The following is a 20,102-nucleotide window of genomic DNA, read 5'->3' as shown; positions in this document are numbered from 1 at the left end:
TTCCAGCCCATTCATTAACGCGTTGGCGACGGAAATCGCCTAGTTTTTTCGGCGATCGGCACAAGGAGTTTCAAATTGGTACGCGGTGAAAGCGGCATTGCCTTCTCAATGCCGGGCGGCGATGCGTCGGGACCGGCCCGTTCGCGCCCAGTGGATCTGGCCCATCTGGCCCGTCAGACAATGGGCGATCGCGCCCTCGAACAGGAGGTATTGGCACTGTTCGTACAGCAGGCGCTTTCCGTCCGCGACAGAATAGTCGATGCCGATGTCAGGGAGCGACTGCTTCTGGCGCATGGGCTGAAAGGTTCGGCGCGCGGGGTCGGCGCCTTTGCCATCGCCGACTGCGCCACCTCGATCGAACAGCAGCCGGAAGATGCGCGCATCCTCAAGCGCCTCGGCACCCTGATCGAGGAAGTGCGCGATTTCATCGCCGCCATCAGCCGGTAATGGCTGCCGCTCGGCAGCGGCCACCGGGATGAATCGACGGGGCCAGGCGTGCTTTGGCCAGCTTTCCGAAAAAACGTCACAAAGCGGCGCTTTCGCGCCGCAGTTGACTTGTCCGGTGGAGTGATTATCTCGGCTGGGACTCCCTTCAGGTGATAAATGACCAAGCTGACCTTCATTGCCCATGACGGCACTCCTTTCGATGTCGAGGCCGAAAACGGCTCGACCGTCATGGAGAATGCGATCCGCAACGCGGTGCCGGGCATCGAGGCAGAATGCGGCGGCGCTTGCGCCTGCGCGACCTGCCATGTCTATGTCGACGAAGCCTGGACGGCCGAAGTCGGTGAGCCGGAGGCGATGGAAGAGGACATGCTGGACTTTGCCTATGACGTCCAGCCGAACTCGCGCCTGTCCTGCCAGATCAAGGTGCGCGACGCGCTTGACGGCCTCGTCGTGCGCGTGCCAGCTCGCCAGGGTTGATCTCCCGTACCATCTGATTTTTCCCGCCGCCGCTTGGCAGCGGGCCAATGCTCATGCAGTCTCGCGCCAGTTTCGCCCCAGTTTGACAATGAGGCTCGCCTGGCATGACCGATGTAATCAAGACGGACGCACTCATCGTCGGGGCGGGGCCGGTCGGCCTGTTCGCCGTGTTCGAACTCGGCCTCTTCGACATGAAGTGCCATCTGATCGATATCCTCGACCGGCCGGGCGGCCAATGCGCCGAACTCTATCCGGAAAAGCCGATATACGACATTCCAGGCTGGCCCTCGATCTCGGCGCAAGGGCTGGTCGACAAACTGCTCGAGCAAATTCACCCGTTCAAGCCGGATTTTACCTTCAACCGCATGGTCTCCAGCCTGGAAAAGCTGGACGACGGCTCATTTCGGGTCACCACCGACGAGAACGAGGTGTTCGAAGCCAAGGTGGTGGTGATCGCCGCCGGTGGCGGCTCGTTCCAGCCCAAACGGCCGCCCATTCCCGGCATCGAGGCCTATGAGGGCAGGAGCGTCTTCTATTCGGTGCGCCGTATGGAGGCATTCCGGGGCCACGACATCGTCATCGTCGGCGGCGGCGATTCCGCACTCGACTGGACGCTGAACCTGCAGCCGGTGGCAAAAAGCGTCACACTGGTCCACCGACGCGCGGAATTCAGGGCGGCGCCCGACAGCGTCAACAAGATGTATGCCATGCAGGAGATGAAGCAGCTGGAGTTCCGGGTCGGCCAGGTGAGCGGCCTGACCGGCGCCGACGGCGAGCTGGCCTCTGCTACCATCAAGGGCGGGCCTGACGGCGACATCGAGGTGCCGTGCACGCGCATGCTGCCGTTCTTCGGCCTGACCATGAAGCTCGGCCCGATCGCCGAATGGGGGCTCAACCTTCATGAGAACCTCATTCCGGTCGATACCGAGAAATTCCAGACCTCGGTGACAGGCATCTTTGCCGTCGGCGACATCAACTGGTACCCAGGCAAGCTGAAGCTGATCCTGTCGGGTTTTCACGAGGTGGCGCTGATGGCGCAGGCCGCCAAGCGCATCATCAGCCCCGGTGAGCGCATCGTCTTCCAGTACACGACGTCGTCGACCAGCCTGCAGAAGAAGCTCGGCGTCGTGGAGTAGGTCCTACAGGGCTTTCCGAATCACTCCACCAGAACGACTGGCGCCTCGGTGTCGTCGCGGCCGCGCAGTGACTTCTCCGGCATCAGCGCCAGCGTCATCAGCGCCAGCACGAGCGTGACGGCCGCGGCAAGGAAGATCATCATGAAGGGCGTCGCCGAGACGATCTGTCCGGCAGCCGGCGCGCCTTCGCCGGCAAGCGGCAGGCCATAGCCGAGCGCGACGGCGCCGAGCATGGCGACGCCGAGCGCGCTGCCCAGCGAACGCAGGAAGGTCAGCACGCCGGTGGCAACGCCGAGATGCGCGCGGTCGACGGCGTTCTGCACCGATACGGTGGCGACCGGGAAGGTGGTGCCGCTTCCAAGGCCGATGCAGATGGTCAAGAGCTCGACCACCAGCAGCGAGGCGCGGCCGGCGACCAGGCTGAGCACGCCAAGACAGATAATGGCGAAGAGAACGCCGACCATGGCGATACGCTTGTAGTGGAAGAAGCGCGGTATCGTGCGGCCGCTGAACGTCGCGCCGGCGACCGTTCCGAGCAGCAGGCCGAGCATGGCAAGGCCCGACTGGCTGACCGACAGGCCGATGATCGACTGCAGATAGACCGGCAGATACACCGACAGGCCGATATTGGCGGCCTGCAGCAGGAACATCGACGCCGTGCCGGCAAGCACGATCGGATTGCTCAGCACTTCAAGCGAGATCAGCGGCTCGGCCGCACGCATCAGCCGCAAAGCGAACGCAGCCCAGAAGACCGCCGAACAGGCGAGCAGGCCGACGATCTCGCGCGAAGCCCATGGATAGGCGCTGCCGCCCCAGTTGAGGGCCAAAAGCAGCAATGCCGTCGCCACCACCAGAAGCAGCGCGCCCGGCGCGTCGATGCGATGCCGCTTTGCGGCGACCGGCAGTTTGCGCAGCGGCTTGTTGATGATGGCCATGGCCAAGATGCCGAGCGGGATGTTGATCCAGAAGATCAGCGACCAATGGAGATGTTCGGCAAATCCGCCGCCGAGCAAAGGCCCGGCGATGCTGGCGACAGCCCAGGTGCCCGAAATCCAGGCGGCATAGCGCGCGCGTTCGCGCGGCGGCACCAGGTCGCCGATGACGATCTGCGCCAGGGCGAACAGGCCGCCGCCGCCCGCACCCTGGATCGCCCGGCCGATGACCAGCACGAACATGTTGGGGGCCATGGCGCTGACCAGCGATCCCAGAAGGAAGATCAGGATCGCCGCATAGACGGTCGGCCGGCGGCCATAGACGTCGGAAATCTTGCCGTAGAGCGGCGCCATGGCCGTCGCCGTCAGGAGATATCCGGTCACGATCCACGGCAGGTAGTCGGCGTGGCCGAGCGAACGGCCGATGGTCGGCATGGCCGGCGCGACGATGGTCTGGTCGAGCGCCGCCAGCAGCATCGACAAAAGGATGCCGGCGATGATGACGTTCTTCTCGCTTTCCGTAAGCGGCGCGGCGGGCGCCACCCTAGCCGGCTTGTCGACAGCCTGGTCCATATCAGTGCATCCACAGTGTCTGCGAGCGATTGCGCGGCGCCAATGGCCGCTCCGCTATACGCCGCCTCGATTGGTCTTGATCTGGTGTTTCGAAGCTCGAGCCTTGCCACCTGACATATCTTGCGAGCCTGACATATGTCGTCCCGTATAGGCCGATTTCGACCTTTGCCCGAAAATTTTCTGGGGCTGGCCTCATGTTTCGGCAGAATTGGCTTGGTATCAGCCCTGTGGTTCAGCCGGGCGGAAGCTGGCCGTTCTGGACGCGCTGCATGCGGTAGCGCAGCAGCCGCAGGATGCGGCTTTCGAAATTCACGCCTTCGACGCGGTCGAAGCGCAACTGGTCCTGGTCATGCCTGGCGAGTTCGGCCGCGGTGATCTGCGCCGCCTTCGCCTTTGCCCCGGCGCAGGTCTTTTGCGCAAAGCTCGCGTTCAGCGCGTCTTCGAGCAGACGGCCGTGGTTCTTGGCGATCTCGACATGACGCTCCTCATGGCGCTTGATGTCGGCCGACAGGGTGTCCCAGAACAGCCTGACATCGGGATCGGCCTTGCGCGGCCTGCGCCACTCCGGAAGGATGACCTTGACCTTGACGGTAACGGCGGCCTTGGCGATGCGGCAGGTGTCTGCGGTTTGCGCGTAGCTGATGCGGGTGGTGAACGCCATCTGGGTGGCGCCTGGATGCCGCATCCCGGTGCTTTTCACCTCGGGTCCATGCTTCGACAGTTGCGTCTCGATGTCATCGAGCGTGCTGCCGCCGATGGCAAAATAGCTGTAGGTTTTCACCAGATTGGCAGCATTCGCCGGCAGGACGGTCAAAGCCAGCATCATGGCGCAGAGCAGGGGTCGTTTCATCATGTTGCCTCTTCACTCACCTTGCTTTACGGCCGTTGCCGGCGCAACGGAATTGATCTTCCACCGATCACGCATCGTTGATGGATTGCAAGCGCTCGATGAGCCACATGCCAATGAGCCACATGCCAATGAGCCACATGCCAATGAGCCACATGCCAATGAGACACATGGTTGAAGGACAATGACGACAAGGCGATGGCAACTGGCGCATAAGTGCCATCTCGACCTTGGCGAGAAAGCCATTGTGGTCGGCATTCTCAATGTCACGCCGGACAGTTTTTCGGATGGCGGACTGTTCATCACGCCTGACCAGGCGGTGGCGCAGGCGCACCGCATGGTGGAAGAAGGCGCCGCCGTCGTCGATATCGGCGGGGAATCGACGCGCCCCGGCGCCTCGCCCGTGACGCCTGAAGAAGAGCAGACCCGCATCCTGCCGGTGATCGCCGCGCTCGCCGGTTCAGGCGAAGCCCTGATTTCGGTCGACACCTATCGCGAGGAAACCGCGCGCCTCGCCGTCGCCGCCGGCGCGCATATCGTCAACGATGTCTGGGGCTTGCAGCGTGAACCCGGCATCGCCCGCGTCGCCGCCGAGACCGGCGCCGGACTGGTCATCATGCATACCGGGCGCGGGCGGCAAAAACTGCCCGATGTCATCGCCGACCAGTTTTTGTTCCTCAAGGCTTCGCTGGAAATCGCCAGGCGCAGCGGCGTCGCGGACGATCATATCGTACTCGATGCCGGCTTCGGCTTCGCCAAGGAGACGGCTGAGGAAAACCTCGACCTGATGGCGCGGTTTTCCGAGCTTAAGGAGCTCGGTTTTCCCTTGATGGCCGGCACCTCCAGAAAACGCTTCATCGGCACCGTCACCGGCCGCGAAGCCGGCGCGCGCGCCGCCGGGACGGCAGCCACCAGTGTCATCCTGAGGCTGAAGGGCGCCGATCTGTTTCGCGTTCACGATGTCGCAATCAACATGGACGCACTGGCCGTCGCCGATGCTATGCTGGCGCGTGAAAAGCCCGGACGCTGAGCCCAGGACACCAAGAAATGCCAGGACACTAAGAAATGCCAGGACACTAAGAAATGCCAGGACACTAAGAAATGTACGTCATCCGCATGAAGAACTGCGCCTTCTTTGCCCGGCACGGCGTGCTGGATGAGGAAGAGGCGCTTGGCCAGCGTTTTTATGTCGATGCCGAGTTGACGGTCGAGCCCAGCCGCCCACTGGAGGATGATTCCATCGAGGACACCGTCAATTACGGCATCGCCTTCACGGTGATTGAAAAGATCGTCACTGGACATCGCCGTTTCCTGATCGAGGCGCTGGCGCTCGAAGTAGCGAAGGCGCTGACTTCACGGTTTCCGCAGATCAGGAAGGCCGAGATCACCGTGCGCAAGCCCAACGCACCGGTGCCCGGCGTGCTCGATTACGTCGAGGTGACCGTTGTCTGGCCAGAGTAGCAATAACACGGTCTATCTCAGCCTTGGCGGCAATCTCGGCGATCCCTCGGCCTCGATGGCCACGGCGCTGCGCCTGCTGGACGCCGACGAGAACACGCGTGTAATCGCCGTCTCCTCGCTCTATCGCACGCCGCCCTGGGGCAAGCTCGACCAGCCGGATTTCCTCAACGCCGCTGCCGAAATCTCGACCGCGCTGGCGCCAAGGGCGCTGCTCGACCTCTGCCTCGAGGCCGAGCGCAAGCTGAAGCGGGTGCGCGAGGAGCGCTGGGGGCCGCGCCTGATCGACATCGACATATTGGTGTTCGGCGACCGCATCATCCACGAAACCGGGCTGGAGGTGCCGCATCCCCGGATGCTGGAGCGCGCCTTCGTTCTGGCGCCCTTGGCAGAGATCGCGCCGGATTTGACGGTGGGCGGCAGGAGCGTCAACGAGCGGCTCAGCGCCGTCGATACGTCAGGCATAGAGCGGCTGGCTTCCGGCCGCGATTGGTGGCTGGGTTAACCGGAGAAGCCGCCGCCATCGAGAAATGCCTGTTCGTCCGCCGACGTCTCGCGGCCAAGCATCTTGTTCCTGTGCGGAAAGCGGCCGAAGCGCTGGATGATGTCGCGGTGCTCGACCGCGTATTTCACATAGTTCGGCGCCCTGGCGGTGGTGAGTTCGACCGATTTGTCCTGGTCGGCGGGCAGTTCCGAATGTTCGTAGGGCAGGTACAGGAAGACGCGAAGGTTTTCTTCCAGCGAAAGGTCATGGCCTGCCGCAATCGCCTTGGCGGCAAAGTGCCTTGCCAGCGGATCGGTGGCGTACATATGGCCTGAGCCGCGAAAGCAGTTGCGTGGAAACTGGTCGAGCAGGATCATCAGCGCCAGCGAACCCTCGGCATGCTCCGACCATGCGTCGCACTCGCGCCGCGCGGCGGCAAAGTGCAGGTCGAGAAACCTGCTGCGGAAATTCGCGTCGAAGGCGTCGTTCTTCTCGAACCACGCGTCTTCGCCGGCCTCGCGCCAGAATTTTGTGACGGCGAGCGCGCGCTCATCCAATGCGGTCATCAGCTTTCCCCCTGATCGGCGGGCTCCGGCTTGTGCAGCACGCCGGCCGTCTCTTCGTTCAGCGCCTGGCCGGGCCGGCGCGGTTGCGTCAGCGGCGTCGGGATCGGCGTGCCGGTATTGCCCCTGAGGAAACGTTGCCCGGCGCGGACGCCTTCGGCCAGCTGCGTCTCCAGTCGGGCATTGTCGCGCCGTCGCACATCCTCGATGACATCGGCGACATCTTCCGGCTCGACGCCCAAAACCTCGAGCGCGGAACCGCCGAAGACGAGGGCCGATTCGAAGGTCTCGCGCAGTTGGAAGTCGACGCCGGCGCGGATGAGCGAGAGCGCGGTGCCGCGATCGTACGCGCGTGCCAGGACGGTCAGCAGCGGGAACTCCGCCTTGATCAGTTCCGCCATGCGCACGGCGGCGTCCGGCTTGTCGACGCAGATCAGCACGGCGCGCGCGCGGCCTGCACCTGCGGCGCGCAGAATGTCGAGCCGCGTGCCGTCGCCATAATAGACCTTGAAGCCGAAATCGGCGGCCGCCTGGATCATTTCGACATCATTGTCGATGATCGACACATCGATGCCGCGCAACAAAAGCGGCTGGCTGGCGATCTGGCCGAAACGGCCGAAGCCGATGACCAGCACACTGCCAGTAAGGCCGTCGGCGATGTCGACGCCTTCAAGCGACTGCTCGTCGCGCGGCGTCACATTTTTGAGCGCAATGATGGCCAGCGGCGTCAGCACCATGGAGATGATGATGATCGCGGTCAGCGTTGCGTTGGCCCGGCTGTCGATGATGCCAACCGCCGCTGCGGCCGAATAGAGGACGAAGGCGAATTCGCCGCCTTGCGCCATGATCACGGCGCGTTCCAGCGCTTCACGATGACCGCTCTTCAGCAAGCGGGCGACGAGGTAGATGCCGAGCGCATTCATCGCCATGTAGGCGACGACATAGACGGCGATCAGCCGCCAGTTGTCGGCCACCACATGTAGGTCGAGCGACATGCCGACGGCGAGGAAGAAAAGGCCAAGCAGGATGCCGCGGAATGGCTCGACGTCGGCCTCCAGCTGGTGGCGGAAGGTCGATTCCGACAACAGCACGCCGGCGAGGAAGGCGCCCATCGCCATCGAGAGGCCGGAAAGCTGCATGACCAGCGCCGACCCCAGCACGACCAGAAGGGCTGCCGCCGTCATGACTTCGCGCGCCTTGGCGTCGGCCAGGATGCGGAAGAACGGGTTGAGCAGATAGCGGCCGGCCACCACCAGCCCGACGATGGCGCCAAGACCGATGCCGATTTCGGTCAGCCTTTGCTGCAGGGTCATCTCGCTGCCGCCCGGCGCCAGGAAGGCGACCAGCGCCAGAAGCGGCACGATTGCCAGATCCTCGAGCAGCAGGATGGACACGATGCGCTGGCCCTTGGGGCTGGCCATCTCGCCACGCTCTTCCAGAAGCTGCATGACGATCGCCGTCGAGGTCAGGACAAAGCCGGCGCCGGCAACGAAGGATTGCGCGATCGGAAAGCCGCCGGCGAGACCAACACCGGTGAGCAGCAAGGCGCAGACGCCGACCTGCAGCGCGCCGAGGCCGAAAATCTCGCGGCGCAGGCCCCATAGCCGCGACGGCTGCATCTCCAGCCCGATGATGAACAGGAACATGACCACGCCGAGTTCGGCGACATGCAGGATGGCTTCCGATTCGGAAAAAATGCCAATACCGAACGGGCCGATGACCACGCCCGCGGCGAGATAGCCGAGGATCGAGCCCAGCCCCATGCGTTTGAAGATCGGAACGGCGACGACGCCTGCGGCAAGCAGCGCCACCACCTGAATGAGATCGCTGCCCGATGCTTCCGCTGCCATGCCTCTTGTCCCTGTGTCCGACAGCACTCCTTGCATGCACTGGGAGCGGGAGGCAAGGGCGGGAAGCCTGCCAGGATGGGTAGGGTGCCGCGGCAGCGATTCCCCGGTGGAACAACAGTCTGCGCTTGCCTGTCGGACGGCCGGTATCTATATCTGACAAATGCCTGATTATTCGTCCCGGCCGTCGCCGCTGCCACATATCCCGATGGATGCGCTCAGCGAAGTTCTGCAAGACTTTCGCTTGAGTGGCGTCAACTATGGCCGCTGCGAACTCCGGCACCCATGGAGCATAGACTTTCCGCAACAACAACTGCTTCGTTTTCACTTTGTCGGCCAGGGTCCATGCTGGATTCACACCGAAGCGCAAGACTGGCAGGAGTTGCGCGATGGCGATCTGGTGCTGCTGCCGCAAGGCATCGCCCATCGGCTGGCGAGTGCGCCGGACGTGGTGGGCGATTCGCTCGAGGGCTGCCAGGTGATCAAGTTGGGCGGCAACGTTTGCGAAGTGATACGGCAGGGAACGGGCGCGACAAGCACCCTTTTCTGCGGCTCCATGTCTCTCGGCTCCTATGCGCTCAATCCGTTGATCACGTTGATGCCGCCTCTCATCAAGGGTTGCGACGTGGCCGGCAATGACCCGATGGTCGGCCCTTTGCTGGCGGCCATGACGGTGGAGGCCGCGCAACCGCAGATGGGCAGCGCCACCATCCTGTCGCGTATGGCGGATTTGCTGACAGCCAGGCTCATCCGGTGCTGGGTCAATTGCAACGGCGCCTCGACCACCGGTTGGCTCGCAGCCATCCGCGACCCCCATATAGGCCGCGCTCTGGCGGCCATGCACCGCGACCCCGGCCACAACTGGACGCTGGGAAGCCTCGCCGGTGTGGCAGGCCAATCGCGTTCGATTTTCGCCGAGCGCTTCAGCGCGGTATTGGGGGAGGGTGCCGCACATTATCTCGCCCGCCTGCGCATGCAGCTTGCCCGCGAATTGCTGGGCCAAAACGGCTTGTCTGTTGCCGAAGTCGCTACCCGTTTGGGCTATGATTCCGAGGCGTCCTTCGCCCGCGCGTTCAAGCGCATCACCAATGTCTCGCCAGGCGTTGTGCGTCGCACAACTCCCGGACGAATGGATATGAATTTCGGATTTTAAGGTACATAACATCCGGACGGACTCGCCTATCTAAGATCTCCAAACTTTGGAGATCTTCCCGTGACTGACACAACATTACAGCTTGAAGACGCCGCCATCGGCCTTGATGCCGATGCACCAGCCGCGTGGAGCGCGGCCACCTGGTTCGCGGTCCTATCATTGGCGGCAACCAGCTTTGCCCTGGTGTCAGCCGAGTTCTTGCCGGCAGGTCTGTTGACGCCGATGGCGCGCGATCTCGGCATCAGCGAGGGAACGGCCGGACAGGTCGTCACCGCCACCGCTTCCGTTGGCGCCGTGACGGCCATGTTGAGCAATGTTCTCATCGGCCGATTGAACCGCAAGGCGGTGCTGGTTGGCCTCATGGCCTTGGCGGTCGGTTCCAATATTCTTGCGGCGCTGGCGCTCAATTTCTGGCTGTTGTTGCTGGGCCGGGCCGGGTTGGGGATCGCTCTTAGCGCTTTCTGGGCACTTTCCGTTGCCGTCGTGGCGCGGCTGGTCGGCGCCAATGCGACAGGTCGCGGCATGGCGATCGTCACCCTCGGCGTCTCGCTCGCCACCATTGCCGCGCCGTCGATGGGTGCGTTGATCAGTGACTGGCTGGGATGGCGCAGCGCCATGGCCATGACGGCGGGGCTGGCCGCGCTTGCCATGCTGCTGCAGCTTCTCAGCCTGCCGACCTTGCCTGCAACGGCAAGCAACAGCCTTGCAGACGTCTTTCGGCTGACGCGGCGGCGTGGCATCCAACTCGGCATGCTTGCCATTGTTCTGCTGATGACCGGGCATTTTGCCGGCTCGGTCTATGTGCGCCCCTTCCTCGAACAGGTGACGCTCCTCACAACCGGGCCGATTGCCCTGGCGCTGCTCGGGTTCGGCATCGCCGCTGTGATCGGCAATATTGCCGGTGGCCGCCTGGCCGACACCAACATCCACATGGCCCTCGCAGTTACCGCCGCGTTGATGGCATTTGCGGCACTCGCTTTGGTGCTTTGGGGCGCGCAAACCGGCGTTGCCTTCGGCTTTGTTACGCTGTGGGGCTTCGCCTTCGGCATGGCGCCGGTGGTGCTGCCGACCAATATGTCCCGCGCGGCGCCTGATGCGCTGGAAGCAGCAGGCAGCCTGATGGTCACTTCCTTCCAGGTTGCCATCACCGTCGGCGCGGTTGTCGGCGGTTATGTCGTGGACACCTATGGCGCTACTGGGCCTTTGACCCTAACCGCCGTCCTTGCCGCGGCGACGGCCGCACTGGCGCTGCTGCAGCCTCGTGGCTGAAACCTTGCTTCGTCTGACACGGGCGGCCTCAATCAGGCCGTCCGCGCCGTTGCAGCAGCGCTGCACAAGTTTATGCGCCGCACACGTTGCGTTTTGCCGCAGTCGGCGGCTATGGGACGCCAGGCTTCGGCCGTTGGAAGGCAGCGACGATCAAGTTCTGCCTTCGTGAGGAGAATGACTGACATGAAGAAGTTTTTGCTCGTCGGCGTGGGTGTCGCCATGCTTGCCGCATCGGCCTGTTCGAAGGCGCCTGAATGCACGCAGGAAATCGCGGCCAAGAAGGCGCAGGAAATGACCGCCGCGCTGCAGGAAGCGATCACCAAGGATCCGACCAAGGCCGCCGACCTGACCGCCAAGGTGCAGGCTGTGACGACCAAATATCAGGGCGCCACCACGCCGGCCGACGCCTGCAAGGCCTATGACGAGCTGACGGCCGCCATCAAGGGCTGATTCTTCGTTCGGAAATTGAGGAAGGCGGTGGCTCGAGTAGCCGCCGCCTTTTTTGCTGGTGTTCTTAAAGCGCATCGCGCTGACACGGAGGACCGCCGGCACGCACAGGACCCTGACACGTTGGCCTTGCTGTGGCTTGGGCCGTCGGAGACGCTGACATCGTCGGTTGCGCGCCACATGTCCGATCGCGGCAGAAAGGTGCCGCACCGAGCGGCCCGTGCTTGAGGAGCGCCAACCCGGCCGCAAGGTGGCCTGTCATTTCCCGACATCGAGCTGAGCGGAATCGCTCAGCTATCGCGCAGTGCAACCCCGTTCCGCGCTTTTTGGGGGAACCGCTTGAGAGTCAGTTTTTGGCGATGGAGCCAACTTCGACGGCATCGACGCGCTTGAGGCTCATACCGATGACCGGCACCAGCTGCTGGTCGACGCGCACGGCGATGGTCACCGTCATCGAATTGTCGTCGGGAATGCGGGCCTGCATCACGCCGCGCAGCTGGTTGCGGTTGATGGTGAAGACGACTTTGCGGGCATCGACCACGTTGCCGCCGATGATGTCCAGGCCCGACCCCGCGGCGCCGCCCATGAAATTGCCCTTGTAGTCGCGGCCCTTGCGCTCGACGGTCGCCGACATTTTCTGGGTGAAGACACCGACGCGGCAGTCGCCATCGAGCGTCATGCCGGTCTTGTTGTCCGGCGTCGAGCCGTCGAAGCTGCAGGTGAACTTCGTGCCCTTGTATTTGCCGGCGATGATTTCGCCCGGGCCGACCCATTTGCCTTCAACGGTGCGGAAGAACTGCTTGTCGGGCTCCGCTGCAAAGGCTTTCCCGGTCGGGCCCAGAGGTGCTGCAAGCGCGACCAGGGGCAGGACGCAGGACAAGATTACGCTTTTCATAGACGACACCCGGCAACAAGGAGGCTGTTGTTGGACGACCATGAACAAGATTGGTTAATGCTTGGTGACCGCGAGAGGGCGTTTACTTGCTCAAGGCGGGTGCTTCATTCTCTTTTTTGGCCGCAAACGAGGTCAGCGCCGACAGGAAATCGCCCATACCCGGCCGCCTGCCGGCAATGAAGGGCAGGGGCCGCGCCGTCTCCATGGCAGCGATGCCGATACGCGCCGTCATCATGCCGTTTACCACGCCTTCGCCGAGTTTCGCCGACAGCCGGGCGGCAAGGCCATGGCCGACGATCTGCTGGACGAAGCTGTCGCCGACGGCGATCGAGCCGGTCACCGCCAGATGGGCAAGAACGCTGCGCGCCAGCCGGAAAAAGCCCAGCGTGCCCGGCCTGCCGCCGTAGAGTTCGGACAAGCGGCGGATCAGGCGCCCGGCCTCGAACACGACATAGGCAACGTCTACGAGTGCGCGGGGGCTGACGGCGGTGACCAGCGACACGCGTTTGGCTGCTTCGAGGATCATCACCTTGGCTCTCGCATCGAGCGGCCCGAGAATCTCGGCCTCGGCCAGTCGCACCAGATTGCCGCCGTCGATGATCTCGCCGCGCAATTCGGCCAGGGAGCGCCTGCCGGCCGCGGTTTCGGGTTTCGCAGCGACAAAGGCCGAAAGCTCTTCGACGACGGCCCTTGCAGCCTTCGGATCGTCGCGCGCCACGGCATCGAGCGCCCGCTTTTGCAGTTTTTCGACCTCGGCCAGCCGGGCAATAGCCAGGAATTCCCGCACCAGCACGACCGCGAGCGCCAACACGGCAATTGCGGCCATTCCCGCTGCCAGCCACCCCAGCCACTCTGCGCGCTCGAACAGGTCGCGGATGAGTTGGTCGGTCCACAGGCCGACGGCGAGCGAAACCAGCACGCCGACCGCGCCGAAAAACAGGCTGGCAAACAGCGAGCGCCTGCGCGGCGCGGTCGCCGGCGGCGGTTCGGCGGCGACAATGTCGGGTTCGTCGAAGACATCGATCTCGGCCGGCACGACGACGGCGCGCGACTTGCGTGCCGGCGGCTCGGCATGGGGGCGGCGCGTTTCCTGCTTCGGTTCGGCCTCCGGCTCGATGCGGAAAGCTGCCGGTCTGCGGGGCGCGGTCATGCCAGATGGTCTCCGATCAGGAACTGCAAGGCGCGGTCGAGCCTGATATGCGGCAGCGACAGCGTGACGCCTTCAGCGGTGCGTTCGAGCTTTGGCGGGCGAAAGCGCACGAAACGGATCGCCGGATCGTCGCTGCTCTGCCGGTGGTCGGCTTCGGAAACGTCGAAAACCGCGTCAATTTTCTCCGGCAAGTCCCCGGGAAATATGGCGGTTTCGGCTTTACCATCAAAGGTTTCGCCGTTGATCTTCTCGCCCTTCAGCGGCGTGCCGATGATCACCGGCAGGGTTTCGCGGCCTTGCTTGACCGTGCCTTCGCGCGTCGCGCGCACCGCCGCCATGGCGACCACGTCGACATCGGCGCCGGTGAAATTTGCCCGCGCCACGGCGCGGTCGGCAAGCCGCCGCACGATTGCCTGCAGCCGGTCATGGCTTTCGTGATGCAAATGGTCGGCCTTGGTCGCGGCAACCAGGATGCGGTCGATGCGGCGTGAAAACAGGTCGGTGAGGAAATTGCCTCGGCCAGGACGGAAACAGGAGAGGATTTCGGTCACCGCGCGTTCCAGGTCGGCCATCGCGCCGGGGCCGGCGTTCAGCGCCTGCATGGCGTCGATCACCACGATCTGGCGGTCGAGGCGGGTGATGTGTTCGCGGAAGAACGGTTTCACCACATGCGTCTTGTAGGCCTCGTAGCGGCGCTCCATCATCGCTTGCAGCGAGCCGGACCGCGGCCGTTTCTCACCCTTGAGCAGCAAGGGCGCGAAGGTTAGCGCCGGCGATCCCTCGAGGTCGCCAGGCATCAGGAAACGGCCGGGCGGCAAGGTCGAAAGCGCCCGCTCGTCGAGCTTGCAGGCCTTGAGGTAGGCGGCAAAACTCTCGGCGAGGCGCCGCGCCGTCATCTCGTCGGCGTCGGCATTGGGTTCGATCCTCGCCGACAGCGCCCGCCAGTCCTGCGACAGGTCGGCCCGCACCGGCAGCATCGCCATCTCGAACGCCTCGCGCGAAAAATCTGCGAAGGATTTGCCGAGCAGCGGCAGGTCGAGCAGCCATTCGCCGGGGTAGTCGACGATGTCGACCGACAATCGGCCGCTGGAAAACATCCGGTTCCAACCGGAGGCAGACTCATATTCGATGGTGAGCCTGAGTTCCGAAATGGCGCGCGTCGAGTCCGGCCAGATGCGGTCGTTGACCAGGGCGGAGATATGGTCCTCGTACTGAAAACGCGGCACGGCATCGTCCGGCTGTTCCTCGAGGAAGGCGCGCGCGATCCGTCCCGACTTCTGCGCCTCGAACAGCGGCAGTCGCCCGCCATGGATGAGATTGTGGACGAGAGCCGAGATGAACACCGTCTTGCCGGCCCGGGACAGGCCGGTGACGCCCAGCCGAAGCGACGGCGAAAAAAGCCCGCTCGCACGCCCCGACAGCGTATCCAGGGCAATTCTCGCTTCGTCGGTGAAAGTGGTCAGCGATGATGCCAAAATCTGTTCTCTCAGGCGTGCTCTTGCGCCCGATATAGGCTTTGCGGTTCAAGTTTGAAATGGCGCCCGGCCTCGGCCGGCTCGGCTCAGAGATCGACGGGCGTCAGGAAGGCTTCGAGGTAGCCCGCGCCTTGCGCAGCCTCGGTGAGGGTGCCGTCGAAGCGCACGACCGCAAGGCCGGAGGTCGGGAAACCATGGTTCATGATGGCCCGAGCAGCCTCGTCGCCGTCGCCCGAGACCGCCATGGCAAGGTCTTCCGTCATCGGATTGTGGCCGATGACCAGCAGCGAGCCGGGGCCGCCATTGCTGCGGATGATGGCGAGGTAGCCGGCGGCATCCTCGCTGTAGAGCGTGTCGAAGAACAGCACCCGGCCGGTATCGGTGTGGCCGGCGATGCCTTCCAGCGTCTGGCGCGCCCGCTTGGCGTTGGAGCAGAGCGTGATATCGGGGATGTAGTTGCGGGCACGCATCGCCGTCCCCATCATTTCGGCATCGGCAATGCCGGATGCGTCGAGCGGGCGATCGAAGTCGCGCACGCCGGGCAGGGCCCAGCCAGCCTTCGCATGCCTCAACAGATACAGTCTGCTCACCGGACCCCCAATGGTGTGCTGCCCACCAATGACACAACTGGATTAGCCACGAGAAAGGCCTGAGGCACAATGGGCGGCGACGCCCAAGCGCAGCGAATCATGTGCGAATTCGCCCGCGCCCTTCCTATGGAAGGCTTTGCTGAGGATCGCCCGCGCGGCATTAACAATTGCGTGAAACGCGCGCGGATTACGCTTGTGCAGCCTTCTCTGCGCGAATATATAGGCGCCAAATTTGGGGTTGTTGGGTGAGTCGAATGAACGATATCGTTACAGCCAATTACGTACCCTCCGAAGACGAGCCGTTCATGAACGAACGGCAGAAATCCTACTTTCGCTTGAAGCTCGTCACCTGGAAGACCGACATACTGCGCGAAGCGCGCGAAACCCTCGAAATCCTGCAGCAGGAAAACGCCAACCATCCCGATCTCGCCGATCGTGCTTCCTCGGAAACCGACCGCGCCATCGAGCTTCGCGCCCGCGACCGCCAGCGCAAGCTCATTTCAAAGATCGATTCGGCGCTGCAGCGCATCGATGAAGGCACCTACGGCTATTGCGAGGAAACCGGCGAGCCGATCGCGCTGAAGCGTCTCGACGCGCGTCCGATCGCGACCTTGTCGATCGAAGCGCAGGAGCGCCACGAACGCCGCGAGAAGGTCTATCGCGACGATTGAGCCGCTGCCGTCAGGCAGGACTGTTTCATCGAAATGGCCGGGTTTCCCGGCCATTTGTGTTTTTAGCGAAGGGTTTGATCGCACGAAGCGCCGTTCCGATCGGGAAGCGGCAAGATGTGACGGTTCGCCGGGCTTTATCGTTTCTGGCTGGCGAGTTCGCCGAGCAGCTTGGTCATCTCGTCGTCGAGAGACTGCGGTGCCTTCGCAGCCGGCTTGCTTGCCGGTTTGGGGTGCGAATCGTCGAGCGAGACCTCGAGCTCCCGCATCAGGGTATCGTCGATGGACTCATGCTTCGGTGGCGGGGCCTGCCGGGCAGTATTGGCGGCGGAGCCATAGGCCGGCAGCGGTGTCACATTGCTCGCCTGGTAGATTTGAGCCGGTTTCGGCGCCGGCGCGGCCTGGCGCGGCGGAACGGCGGCCGGAGCAGCCCTTACCGGTTGCGGCGGCGGCGCCTGCCTTGCGGGCGCGGCCGGAGCGGGTTGTGCTGCGCGCGGACGCGGCGCCTGTTGCTGCTGGCCAACACCGCCATCGCCGGTCAATGCCGGACGGCGTGGTGCTGCAAGCCTGATATCGCGCTCGACGACAACGTCGGTTGGGCCGCCGATCAAAAGCAGGTGTTCGATGTCGTCGCGACGGATGAGCACCAGCCGGCGGTGGCTGTCGACCGCCGTGGCGTCCATGACCGCCAGCCGTGTCTTGCGGTTCCTGCCGCCGGCAACGAAGGTGCCGAAGGTCAGGTTGCGGATCAGCCTGATGATAATGAGCACGATGACCAGCAGGACAAGGGCAGCAAACGTCCACAGCAGCGCTGCGGCATATCCGGGACCCGCCACATTATCCAGCCACTGCATCGGTGCCCCCAATCGGCTTTTGAAGTGGAGGGACACTAGACCGTTGCGGCCAGCCACCGCAAGTTGCCTTCACGCTTCGTGAACAGCTTGAAAACACCGACGCGTCATTTTTATCCGACATTTGCCGCCAAGGCCTTTTCCGGATTAGGAGAATGTGATTCAACCGGCCGGGGGCGGTGTCGGACAACTCACGAGCAGGGGGCATATGGCCAGGGAAACGCGCGGCGATTTCTATCCGGTACCGATCGTCGATCAGAACACGCGGCCAGGCGCGGTTACCCGGCTCATCGTGTTCATCATCGTCCTGACCGGGGCCGCGATCGTTTTCGGCATTTTCCGCGAGCGTCTTGGCGATCCGTTCCTGCTCGGCATGCTGGGCGTGCTTGCCATGATCGGCGTCGGCTTCCTGTTCGCCACGGCCATCGGCTTCGTGCAGATCGCGCCGCGTTCGACCGGGGATGAACTGTCGAAGGCCTTCGTCGATTCGATGTCGCAGGGCCTGATCGTCACCGACACCAAGGGCCGCGTCGTCTACGCCAACCGGGCCTACGCCGAGATGACCGGTGCTGCGTCGGCCGCCGATCTGAAGACGGTCGAAGGCCTGCTTTCCGATGTCCCCGAAGCTTCGGTGACCATATACCGGCTGGCCTCGGGCTTGCGCGATGGCCAGGCCGGCGACGGTGAGTTCCGGCTAGCACAGTCGATCCGGCCGGGCGCCGAACCCGGCGCGCGCTGGTACCGGGCGCGGGCCCGGACCTTCAGCGTTCCCGGTCAGCGCCTGCCGATGCTTGCCTGGCAGCTTGCCGATATCTCGCAGGAACGGGCCGAGCAGGAGCGTTTCTTCCTCGACTTGCAGAAGGCCATCGACCATCTCGACCATGCGCCGGCCGGTTTCTTCTCGGCCGACCAGGAAGGCCGTGTCACCTACATCAACGCCACGCTCGCCGAATGGCTGGGCATCGATCTGGCGAGCTTCACCCCTGGCGCCGTGACACTCCCGGAAATCGTCGCCGGCGACGGCATGGCGCTGGTGCGCTCGGTCAAGGCCGATCCCGGCACCACCCGCAACGCCGTCATCGATCTCGATCTTACGACGACGACCGGCGAGGCGCTGCCGGTGCGCTTCATGCATCGGGTCTCGGCCAGCCGCGAGGGGACCAACGGTCCCACCCGCACCATCGTGCTCAACCGCACCCAGGGCGAGGACGCATCGGCCGATCTTCGGGCTTCGGAGGTACGCTTCACTCGCTTCTTCAATTCGACGCCGATGGCCATTGCCGCCGTCGACAATGGCGGCCGCATCCTGCGCACCAACGCGCCGTTCCTGTCGCTGTTTTCCTCCGTCGTCGACGGCGACGCGGTCGACCGCCGCGTGCGGCTGGACACCGTGATCCACGAGCGCGACCGGCCGGCCTTTGCCGCCGCGTTCGAAAAGGCGCGGCTGAGGCAGGCCGACATCGAGCCGATCGACACGCTGCTGCCAGGCAATGAGGAGCGTCACATCCGCTTCTACGTCAACGCCGTCGCCGACGGCACCGGCGAGGGCGCCGAGGAATCGGCCATCGTCTATGCCGTCGAGACCACCGAGCAGAAGGCGCTCGAGGGCCAGATGGCGCAGAGCCAGAAGATGCAGGCAGTCGGACAGCTCGCCGGCGGCATCGCCCACGACTTCAACAATGTGCTGACCGCCATCATCATGGCGTCGGATCTTTTGCTGACCAATCACCGGCCGTCGGACCCGTCCTTCCCCGACATCATGAACATCAAGCAGAATGCCAACCGGGCGGCCTCGCTGGTGCGGCAGTTGCTCGCCTTCTCGCGCAAGCAGACATTGCGGCCGGAAGTGCTGAACCTGACCGACGTGCTTGCCGATCTCCGGATGCTGCTTGCCCGCCTGGTTGGCAACGAGATCAAGCTGAAGGTCGACCACGGCCGCGATTTGTGGCCGGTCAAGGTCGATATCGGCCAGTTCGAGCAGGTGGTGGTCAACCTGGCCGTCAACGCGCGCGACGCCATGCCGGCTGGCGGCGACCTCACCGTGCGCACCCGCAACGTCACCGCCGAACAATGCAAGAGCTTCTCCTACCGCGAGCTCACGCCTGCCGACTATGTCGTGGTCGACGTCGAGGATAGCGGCTCGGGCATTGCGCCGGACGTGCTGAAGAAGATCTTTGAGCCGTTCTTCACCACCAAGGAAGTCGGCAAAGGCACCGGCCTTGGCCTGTCGATGGTCTATGGCATCATCAAGCAGACCGGCGGTTTCATCTTCTGCGATTCCGAAGTCGGCAAGGGCTCGACCTTCCGCATCTTCTTGCCGCGCCATATCGTGGAGGCGAAGAAGCCCGGCGACGTCAGCGAGGCGCCGGTTGCGCCCGTCAAAGCCGCCGACAGCGCCAAGGACCTGTCGGGCTCGGCCACGGTGCTGCTGGTCGAGGACGAGGACGCCGTGCGCATGGGCGGCTCCCGGGCGCTTACATCGCGCGGCTACACTGTCCACGAGGCGTCCTCGGGCGTCGAGGCGCTGGAAGTCTTCGAAGCGCTCGGCGGCAAAGTCGATATCGTCGTGTCCGACGTGGTGATGCCGGAAATGGACGGACCGACGCTGCTCGGCGAACTGCGCAAGCGCCAGCCCGACATCAAGTTCGTCTTCGTGTCCGGCTATGCCGAAGACGCTTTCGCCAGAAACCTGCCGCCGGACGCGCAATTCGGCTTCCTGCCGAAGCCGTTCTCCCTCAAGCAACTGGCCACCGTGGTCAAGGATGTATTGGAGTCCTAGGGCGCCCTAATTCAAAGCTTGCGCAATGACGTGACACTGCCATGATTGCAGGCGAAACGGG

General features: G+C 63.9%; 21 protein-coding genes. 12 read left to right on the top strand and 9 right to left on the bottom strand.

Translation table 11 applies throughout. The features are described 5' to 3' along the window. The first annotated feature begins 108 nt into the window (after nt 1–108). The 3 genes from NKJ76_RS04255 to NKJ76_RS04245 all read left to right on the top strand — a co-directional run bounded on the left by NKJ76_RS04255 (nt 109) and on the right by NKJ76_RS04245 (nt 2,060). Nucleotides 109–447 carry an Hpt domain-containing protein gene (locus NKJ76_RS04255; protein WP_023688665.1) on the top strand — a complete coding sequence of 113 codons (339 nt, stop codon included), beginning with the start codon at nt 109–111 and terminating at the stop codon, nt 445–447. Nucleotides 448–603: 156 nt separating this feature from the next. After that, nucleotides 604–924 carry a 2Fe-2S iron-sulfur cluster-binding protein gene (locus NKJ76_RS04250; protein ID WP_023707481.1) on the top strand — a complete coding sequence of 107 codons (321 nt, stop codon included), beginning with the start codon at nt 604–606 and terminating at the stop codon, nt 922–924. Nucleotides 925–1,028: 104 nt separating this feature from the next. Next, entirely contained in the window at nt 1,029–2,060 is a 1,032-nt protein-coding gene (locus tag NKJ76_RS04245; protein WP_352536836.1) for an NAD(P)/FAD-dependent oxidoreductase, read from the top strand. A 20-nt stretch (nt 2,061–2,080) separates the two neighbouring features. On the opposite strand, the gene NKJ76_RS04240 is transcribed toward NKJ76_RS04245, so the two are convergent. Beyond that, nucleotides 2,081–3,565 carry an MDR family MFS transporter gene (locus NKJ76_RS04240; RefSeq protein ID WP_352536835.1) on the bottom strand — a complete coding sequence of 495 codons (1,485 nt, stop codon included), beginning with the start codon at nt 3,563–3,565 and terminating at the stop codon, nt 2,081–2,083. A gap of 232 nt (nt 3,566–3,797) precedes the next feature. After that, the gene (locus NKJ76_RS04235; RefSeq protein ID WP_352536834.1) at nt 3,798–4,418 is read right to left on the bottom strand and encodes a DUF922 domain-containing Zn-dependent protease; all 621 of its coding nucleotides are present in this window, start codon (nt 4,416–4,418) and stop codon (nt 3,798–3,800) included. Between the two features lie 178 nt (nt 4,419–4,596). Between NKJ76_RS04235 and folP the strand changes: the two genes are divergently transcribed. The 3 genes from folP to folK all read left to right on the top strand — a co-directional run bounded on the left by folP (nt 4,597) and on the right by folK (nt 6,375). Then, entirely contained in the window at nt 4,597–5,442 is an 846-nt protein-coding gene (gene folP / locus NKJ76_RS04230; RefSeq protein ID WP_352536833.1) for a dihydropteroate synthase, read from the top strand. Nucleotides 5,443–5,513: 71 nt separating this feature from the next. Next, nucleotides 5,514–5,873 (top strand): dihydroneopterin aldolase, encoded by a 360-nt coding sequence (folB, locus tag NKJ76_RS04225; RefSeq protein ID WP_023673502.1) that lies wholly within the window; start codon nt 5,514–5,516, stop codon nt 5,871–5,873. Continuing rightward, nucleotides 5,857–6,375, top strand: coding sequence for a 2-amino-4-hydroxy-6-hydroxymethyldihydropteridine diphosphokinase (gene folK, locus NKJ76_RS04220; RefSeq protein ID WP_352536832.1), 519 nt, complete (start codon nt 5,857–5,859; stop codon nt 6,373–6,375). The genes folB and folK overlap by 17 nt, the downstream gene beginning before the upstream one ends. Here folK and NKJ76_RS04215 read toward each other — a convergent pair. Then, on the bottom strand, nt 6,372–6,920 hold the full coding sequence (locus tag NKJ76_RS04215) for a DUF924 family protein (RefSeq protein WP_352536831.1): 549 nt from the start codon (nt 6,918–6,920) through the stop codon (nt 6,372–6,374). The genes folK and NKJ76_RS04215 overlap by 4 nt on opposite strands. Continuing rightward, entirely contained in the window at nt 6,920–8,767 is a 1,848-nt protein-coding gene (locus NKJ76_RS04210; protein ID WP_023748742.1) for a monovalent cation:proton antiporter-2 (CPA2) family protein, read from the bottom strand. The genes NKJ76_RS04215 and NKJ76_RS04210 overlap by 1 nt, the downstream gene beginning before the upstream one ends. A 160-nt stretch (nt 8,768–8,927) precedes the next feature. On the opposite strand from NKJ76_RS04210, the gene NKJ76_RS04205 reads away from it, so the two are divergent. From NKJ76_RS04205 to NKJ76_RS04195, 3 genes are all read left to right on the top strand, one after another. Next, nucleotides 8,928–9,917: an AraC family transcriptional regulator gene (locus tag NKJ76_RS04205; RefSeq protein ID WP_352536830.1), complete on the top strand. Its 990-nt coding sequence runs from the start codon at nt 8,928–8,930 to the stop codon at nt 9,915–9,917. A gap of 60 nt (nt 9,918–9,977) precedes the next feature. Beyond that, nucleotides 9,978–11,186 (top strand): MFS transporter, encoded by a 1,209-nt coding sequence (locus NKJ76_RS04200; protein ID WP_352536829.1) that lies wholly within the window; start codon nt 9,978–9,980, stop codon nt 11,184–11,186. Nucleotides 11,187–11,369: 183 nt separating this feature from the next. Beyond that, nucleotides 11,370–11,636, top strand: a complete 267-nt coding sequence (locus NKJ76_RS04195; RefSeq protein WP_023673496.1) for a hypothetical protein — start codon at nt 11,370–11,372, stop codon at nt 11,634–11,636. 343 nt (nt 11,637–11,979) lie between these two features. On the opposite strand, the gene NKJ76_RS04190 is transcribed toward NKJ76_RS04195, so the two are convergent. From NKJ76_RS04190 to NKJ76_RS04175, 4 genes are all read right to left on the bottom strand, one after another. Further along, nucleotides 11,980–12,528: a hypothetical protein gene (locus NKJ76_RS04190; RefSeq protein ID WP_023673495.1), complete on the bottom strand. Its 549-nt coding sequence runs from the start codon at nt 12,526–12,528 to the stop codon at nt 11,980–11,982. Nucleotides 12,529–12,610: 82 nt separating this feature from the next. Next, the gene (locus NKJ76_RS04185) at nt 12,611–13,678 is read right to left on the bottom strand and encodes a YcjF family protein (RefSeq protein ID WP_352536828.1); all 1,068 of its coding nucleotides are present in this window, start codon (nt 13,676–13,678) and stop codon (nt 12,611–12,613) included. Next, entirely contained in the window at nt 13,675–15,153 is a 1,479-nt protein-coding gene (locus NKJ76_RS04180) for a YcjX family GTP-binding protein (protein ID WP_352536827.1), read from the bottom strand. The genes NKJ76_RS04185 and NKJ76_RS04180 overlap by 4 nt, the downstream gene beginning before the upstream one ends. 86 nt (nt 15,154–15,239) lie before the next feature. Beyond that, on the bottom strand, nt 15,240–15,743 hold the full coding sequence (locus NKJ76_RS04175; RefSeq protein WP_023693370.1) for a SixA phosphatase family protein: 504 nt from the start codon (nt 15,741–15,743) through the stop codon (nt 15,240–15,242). Between the two features lie 69 nt (nt 15,744–15,812). Here NKJ76_RS04175 and NKJ76_RS04170 point away from each other — a divergent pair, with 69 nt between their 5' ends. Both NKJ76_RS04170 and dksA read left to right on the top strand, forming a co-directional pair. Continuing rightward, nucleotides 15,813–15,992: a hypothetical protein gene (locus NKJ76_RS04170; RefSeq protein WP_023706174.1), complete on the top strand. Its 180-nt coding sequence runs from the start codon at nt 15,813–15,815 to the stop codon at nt 15,990–15,992. 5 nt (nt 15,993–15,997) lie between these two features. Continuing rightward, on the top strand, nt 15,998–16,414 hold the full coding sequence (dksA, locus tag NKJ76_RS04165; protein ID WP_023673491.1) for an RNA polymerase-binding protein DksA: 417 nt from the start codon (nt 15,998–16,000) through the stop codon (nt 16,412–16,414). Nucleotides 16,415–16,548: 134 nt separating this feature from the next. Here dksA and NKJ76_RS04160 read toward each other — a convergent pair whose 3' ends face one another. Beyond that, nucleotides 16,549–17,265 (bottom strand): flagellar biosynthetic protein FliO, encoded by a 717-nt coding sequence (locus tag NKJ76_RS04160; protein ID WP_023724344.1) that lies wholly within the window; start codon nt 17,263–17,265, stop codon nt 16,549–16,551. A 205-nt stretch (nt 17,266–17,470) separates the two neighbouring features. Here NKJ76_RS04160 and cckA point away from each other — a divergent pair, with 205 nt between their 5' ends. Then, nucleotides 17,471–20,041: a cell cycle histidine kinase CckA gene (gene cckA / locus NKJ76_RS04155; protein ID WP_352536826.1), complete on the top strand. Its 2,571-nt coding sequence runs from the start codon at nt 17,471–17,473 to the stop codon at nt 20,039–20,041. The last annotated feature ends 61 nt before the right edge of the window (nt 20,042–20,102 follow it).

Origin of the sequence: Mesorhizobium sp. M0029 (assembly GCF_040323735.1) — a bacterium.
Lineage (GTDB): Bacteria > Pseudomonadota > Alphaproteobacteria > Rhizobiales > Rhizobiaceae > Mesorhizobium.
This window is presented reverse-complemented; position numbering and strand designations above follow the sequence as displayed.

Bases quoted from the DNA above. Each gene is read 5' to 3' on its own strand.
- folB (WP_023673502.1), top strand. From the start codon at position 5,514: ATGTACGTCATCCGCATGAAGAACTGCGCCTTCTTTGCCCGGCACGGC.
- NKJ76_RS04160 (WP_023724344.1), bottom strand. From the start codon at position 17,265: ATGCAGTGGCTGGATAATGTGGCGGGTCCCGGATATGCCGCAGCGCTG.
- folP (WP_352536833.1), top strand. From the start codon at position 4,597: ATGACGACAAGGCGATGGCAACTGGCGCATAAGTGCCATCTCGACCTT.
- NKJ76_RS04185 (WP_352536828.1), bottom strand. From the start codon at position 13,678: ATGACCGCGCCCCGCAGACCGGCAGCTTTCCGCATCGAGCCGGAGGCC.
- NKJ76_RS04170 (WP_023706174.1), top strand. From the start codon at position 15,813: ATGGGCGGCGACGCCCAAGCGCAGCGAATCATGTGCGAATTCGCCCGC.
- NKJ76_RS04250 (WP_023707481.1), top strand. From the start codon at position 604: ATGACCAAGCTGACCTTCATTGCCCATGACGGCACTCCTTTCGATGTC.
- NKJ76_RS04190 (WP_023673495.1), bottom strand. From the start codon at position 12,528: ATGAAAAGCGTAATCTTGTCCTGCGTCCTGCCCCTGGTCGCGCTTGCA.
- NKJ76_RS04235 (WP_352536834.1), bottom strand. From the start codon at position 4,418: ATGATGAAACGACCCCTGCTCTGCGCCATGATGCTGGCTTTGACCGTC.
- NKJ76_RS04215 (WP_352536831.1), bottom strand. From the start codon at position 6,920: ATGACCGCATTGGATGAGCGCGCGCTCGCCGTCACAAAATTCTGGCGC.
- cckA (WP_352536826.1), top strand. From the start codon at position 17,471: ATGGCCAGGGAAACGCGCGGCGATTTCTATCCGGTACCGATCGTCGAT.
- dksA (WP_023673491.1), top strand. From the start codon at position 15,998: ATGAACGATATCGTTACAGCCAATTACGTACCCTCCGAAGACGAGCCG.
- NKJ76_RS04240 (WP_352536835.1), bottom strand. From the start codon at position 3,565: ATGGACCAGGCTGTCGACAAGCCGGCTAGGGTGGCGCCCGCCGCGCCG.
- NKJ76_RS04210 (WP_023748742.1), bottom strand. From the start codon at position 8,767: ATGGCAGCGGAAGCATCGGGCAGCGATCTCATTCAGGTGGTGGCGCTG.
- NKJ76_RS04195 (WP_023673496.1), top strand. From the start codon at position 11,370: ATGAAGAAGTTTTTGCTCGTCGGCGTGGGTGTCGCCATGCTTGCCGCA.
- NKJ76_RS04255 (WP_023688665.1), top strand. From the start codon at position 109: ATGCCGGGCGGCGATGCGTCGGGACCGGCCCGTTCGCGCCCAGTGGAT.
- NKJ76_RS04245 (WP_352536836.1), top strand. From the start codon at position 1,029: ATGACCGATGTAATCAAGACGGACGCACTCATCGTCGGGGCGGGGCCG.
- NKJ76_RS04205 (WP_352536830.1), top strand. From the start codon at position 8,928: ATGCCTGATTATTCGTCCCGGCCGTCGCCGCTGCCACATATCCCGATG.